Origin of the sequence: Aerococcus agrisoli (genome assembly GCF_003797145.1) — a bacterium.
In the GTDB taxonomy this organism is placed as follows: Bacteria; Bacillota; Bacilli; order Lactobacillales; family Aerococcaceae; genus Aerococcus; species Aerococcus agrisoli.
Map to the genome: position 1 here is coordinate 1 of NZ_RKMG01000054.1, position 4,511 is coordinate 4,511.

Sequence of the window (4,511 nt, forward strand, 5' to 3'; positions counted from 1 at the left end):
AACTTTTTGGGTCCACTATACCTAAAGTCTCAGGATTTTTTGTTATGTGAAGCTATAGGCTAGGAAAAATACCCCGGCGACCAGGATGCATACGGTTAGGAAGCTGTGCACGACCTTGCTTGATTGGAATTCTTTTGGGTATTTAAAAAGTAGTATGTAGCCGTTAATCAGGCCGAGTACCAGTAGAATAATGGCGAATATGCGTGTATACATGACTGTCTCCTTTAACTGTAATCGTACTTTTATTATACCTGAAAAATAGGATTTCGGTCTAAAGCAGGAGGTGTTTTTTGCTGGAATGTTATACTATAGGTAATAGGAATTTGCGAAAGGACGATCTACGATGAAACTTTACATGCGCAACAAATTGGTCTCGGTAAAACGTGATTTTCTGGTTAAGAATGAGTTTGGGACCGTGGACTATCAAATCAAGAAAAAGTGGTTGTCGATTGGGCAACAGTTTCGGATTATCGACGTTGTTGATGAGAAGGAAGTTGGTCAGGTCAAGGAGCAAGTGCTAGACCTTTTGCCGACGGTGAATGTATATGATGAACATGGCGACAAGGTGACAGAAATTCGTAAGAAAATTTCGATTTTCCGTGATAAATATACGGTCAAATCGCTCGGTTGGGAAGTTAAAGGGAATATCCTGGATTTCGATTTCAAGATCACCGATGAAAACGGCGATGTGATTGCCCGTATTGACCGCAAACTCTTGTCCATCCGTGATACCTTTGTGATTGATATCGATGATCAAGTGTCTGCTGACTTGGTGCCCGTTATTTTGGGCGTGGTCATGGCCATCGACTTGGTCGTTGAACGTGAAGAAGACGAGAATGACAAAGAAGACTAATTGATAGATGGGAAAAGCTGGGCTTTTTGTCCCAGCTTTTTCTGTATTTGGATGCGATTATTGAATGAGATTTCATTCCATACAAAAAGGGGTAAATTGTATAGAATGGGATGCTATTCGATACAAAATCGCCCAACTTGTATGGAATGGCGCGTGATTCAATACAAATATGAAAAATCGTATGGAATGGTCGGTCATTCAATACAGACGGCAAAAGTTGTATTGAATGAGATTTCATTCGATACAAAAGTAGGTAAATTGTATGGAATGGATTTTCATTCCATACAAAATGCCCCAAATCCTATTGAATGAGCCGCCATTCCGTAATGTCCAACTGAACGCCCGGGAAATAGGGACAAAAATGAAGCCCGAGACTGCGCATCTCGGGCTTTTCATTTATAAAGTTCTTAGGCATGGATAATTCGATAGTACATTTTGGATGTGAGCCAATAACAGATGCCGTAAATGGCTAGGAATGCGGCTAGTATGATGATATAGGCAAGCCACATAACTGATTTATCGGTTACCCCAAGAATTGCTAGCAAGTTGACCATAATATTTTGTGCGACCAAGGCGTGGATCACGGCTACCAAGGATGGTAGGGCGAAAATCCAGAAGACTTGGCTACGAATGGTTGAGCGAATCAGGTCATCCGGTAAGCCGACTTGTTGCATGGTGGCAAATTTGTCTTTGTCATCATAACCCTCGGAAATCTGCTTGAAGTAGAGCATCAAGACGGTACCAATGACAAGCACGGTGCTGACCACAATACCCAGGAATAGGAAACCACCATTCAGGGCATATAGCTCGGTTGCCATATATTTTTGGGAGTTGAAACGATACAGGGTACCATCGTCCGTTTGCACGACGCCGTCATCTGTCGTGACAATTTCATCCAATTTGGCAGCCGTCTTTTTATCAGCGGCATCAAAGCTATAGCTATGGATGAAGGATACGGCGTCGAGCATTGGTGAGTTGTAGGCGGTCGCAAAGTTTTCGAGTTCTTCAGTGGTATTGAAGACAACCAGCGCGATGGAACCGACAAAGTTTGATGGAATCAATTTCGGACTGACTTGAACGGTTTGATAGGTCGTCGTTTTGTCGTTGGCTTGGAAGCGAATCTCCTCATAGCCATTAAATTCATCGGCCGGTGAGGCGTACAAGATTTCATTATCTTGGAGCACATAGTTGGTATTATTTTGCTGATTGAATTCGTCTAGCGTCTGAGCCAATACGTAAACTAGGGCTTGCGGTTTGCCGTCATCTGGAAAAAAGGTGCCATCGTCAAAAATAGTACCCGTTGTAAATTGGCGTGTATAGCTGGTATTTGTTAACTGCGCATCATCACCTAGAATGGTCGTGATGGTCGTCTCCATTTTCTCTGACTCGTCAGCAAAATTATTCCCTGTTACTGGAATTTGGTCTACTTGGTAGTCTCGAGGCATACTCTGTTCAATCACAGCATCCATCCCCAAGTATAGGGATAGGGTCGTACCAAGCGTTAGGATAATCCCGGTACATAAGACCGCAATCGACGCTAAGGAAACGGCGTTGGCTTTCATTCGGTACAGCATACCTGAAATAGACAAGAAATTTTTGGGTTGATAGTAAATCTTCTTGTTGGCTTTCAAGGCTTTAAGGATAAAAATACTCAAGCTAATAAATAGGCAGTAAGTCCCAATGATAATCAGGATGATCGCCCCAAATAAAAAGAGCAGGTCATTCAAGGGATTGTCGAGGGTTAAGGCAATATAGTAACCCAGACCAGTCGTGATCAATCCAATCAGTAAAAATAGGTAATTGGCTTTGGGTTCCTTTTCTCCGGCATTTTTTTGATTTAAGAGTTCCGTCGGTTTAATGGATGTTAAACGGAAGCTATTTAAGAGCAAGATGGCGAAAAGAATGAGGCCAGAAATCACAACGGTAGTGATTGCACCTAGTGGACTAAATGGATAATCCATCAAGGTCGCACCGGTATTTTTCATCAATCGATTGAGCCAGATAAATAGCAATTTACCGATGACAAAACCGATACCTATTGCGAAAAGACTGCTGGTAAGCCAAACGAGCACTTGTTCAATGAACAAAATAATCGACAAGTGTTTTCTTTCCAAACCTAACACCGTATATAAACCAAACTCTAACCGGCGTTGTTTTTGGATAAAATTATTGGCATAAAACATAAATATGGCAATCAACATGGTGGATATGTTTACCGCGAAGATCATGATCATGGGTAGGAAGTAACTGCGTGTTTGCACATATTCATTGCCAATGAGGGAAACCATGATATATTCCAGACTCATCAGCAAAACGATAGATAGGAAGTAAGGAAAATAGATGGTTAGGCGATTTTTGATACCATTAAAGGATAGTTTCGCAAGCATGCCAAAACCCATATTAAACACCTCGATTCGCTAACATGGTCAAGCTGTCTGAAATACGTTCTCTGAAAGCTTGATCATCGTCATCACCGCGGTAAAGTTCATGGTAAACGACCCCATCTTTGATGAAGAGGACACGGTTGGCGGTTGCGGCTGCAGGGATAGAATGGGTAACCATTAAAATCGTGTTGCCTTCGGCGTTGATTTGTTTGAAGTTATCCAAAATTTGGGTGGAAGCTGCAGAGTCTAAGGCGCCTGTGGGTTCGTCCGCTAATAGGAGGGTCGGTCGGGTGATAATGGCCCGAGCAATGGCGACACGCTGTTTTTGGCCTCCAGAAATTTCATAGGGATATTTTTCCAATAAGCTTTCGATGCCTAAGCTGGCTGCGACGCGTTTGACACGGCTTTCCATTTCTTTGACGGGTGTGCCGGATAAAACGAGTGGCAACAGGATGTTGTCTTTGTTGGAAAAGGTGTCGAGGACGTTGAAGTCCTGGAAGACGAAGCCGAGTTGTTGGCGACGGAATTGGGCTAATGATTTGGCTTTGATAGTGGCTAAATCGACGCCATCTAGTAGGACTTGGCCTTCGCTTGGGGTGTCGAAGGTGGCGATAATATTTAAGAGACTGGATTTTCCTGATCCGGATTCTCCCATGATGGCGACATATTCACCTTTGTTGACGCCAAAATCGATATTGCGTAGGGCTTCTGTTTGAGTATTGCGTGTTTTATAGACTTTTTTCACATTAATAACATCTAGTAACATCTTGATTCCTCCTTTTGGGTTTGCATCTTTTGACTGTAGCTTTAGTATAGACAGGCCAGGAGGTAACTGCCTTTATCTAATCTTACAAAATAGGGGGTGAACCTTACAAGTTTGTAAGGTTGGTAAAAGGTGCTTGTCTGCTTCAATTTTAGTAAAATAGGTTTGTAAAGTTCTTGCCCTGATTTTTGCTGATACAGGAGGGATAAATATGAGTCGTACAGTACACGTCCATTTGAATGATCAAGAAGCGTATCTTTTTGATAGCTATGCTAAAGCACATGGACAGTCTTTGGAAAATTTACTGAAAGAAACGCTAATGGCACACATTGAAAATGAAGTGGATTATGGCATCATTCAAGAATATGAAAACGCTAAAAAAACAAAGGATATTCAATTTTACACACATGATGATGTAAAAAATATTGTGCAAGGCTAAGAAACTGAGGCTCGCACTAAAAACTTTTAAATTTATAAATGATGCTATTTCCTGAATAATTCATACCTCTAT

General features: G+C 41.8%; 4 protein-coding genes. 2 read left to right on the forward strand and 2 right to left on the reverse strand.

Annotation, left to right across the window (positions count from 1 at the left end):
• Positions 1 to 343: 343 nt before the first annotated feature.
• Positions 344 to 853 (forward strand): LURP-one-related/scramblase family protein, encoded by a 510-nt coding sequence (locus EF384_RS09295; protein ID WP_233570087.1) that lies wholly within the window; start codon positions 344 to 346, stop codon positions 851 to 853.
• Positions 854 to 1,260: 407 nt separating this feature from the next.
• Here the strand turns inward: EF384_RS09295 and EF384_RS09300 are convergent, their stop codons facing one another.
• Both EF384_RS09300 and EF384_RS09305 read right to left on the reverse strand, forming a co-directional pair.
• On the reverse strand, positions 1,261 to 3,252 hold the full coding sequence (locus EF384_RS09300) for an FtsX-like permease family protein (protein WP_123781408.1): 1,992 nt from the start codon (positions 3,250 to 3,252) through the stop codon (positions 1,261 to 1,263).
• A gap of 1 nt (position 3,253) precedes the next feature.
• The gene (locus EF384_RS09305; RefSeq protein WP_123781410.1) at positions 3,254 to 4,003 is read right to left on the reverse strand and encodes an ABC transporter ATP-binding protein; all 750 of its coding nucleotides are present in this window, start codon (positions 4,001 to 4,003) and stop codon (positions 3,254 to 3,256) included.
• 208 nt (positions 4,004 to 4,211) lie between these two features.
• Here EF384_RS09305 and relB point away from each other — a divergent pair, with 208 nt between their 5' ends.
• Positions 4,212 to 4,439, forward strand: a complete 228-nt coding sequence (relB, locus tag EF384_RS09310) for a type II toxin-antitoxin system RelB family antitoxin (protein ID WP_123781412.1) — start codon at positions 4,212 to 4,214, stop codon at positions 4,437 to 4,439.
• Positions 4,440 to 4,511: the final 72 nt, after the last annotated feature.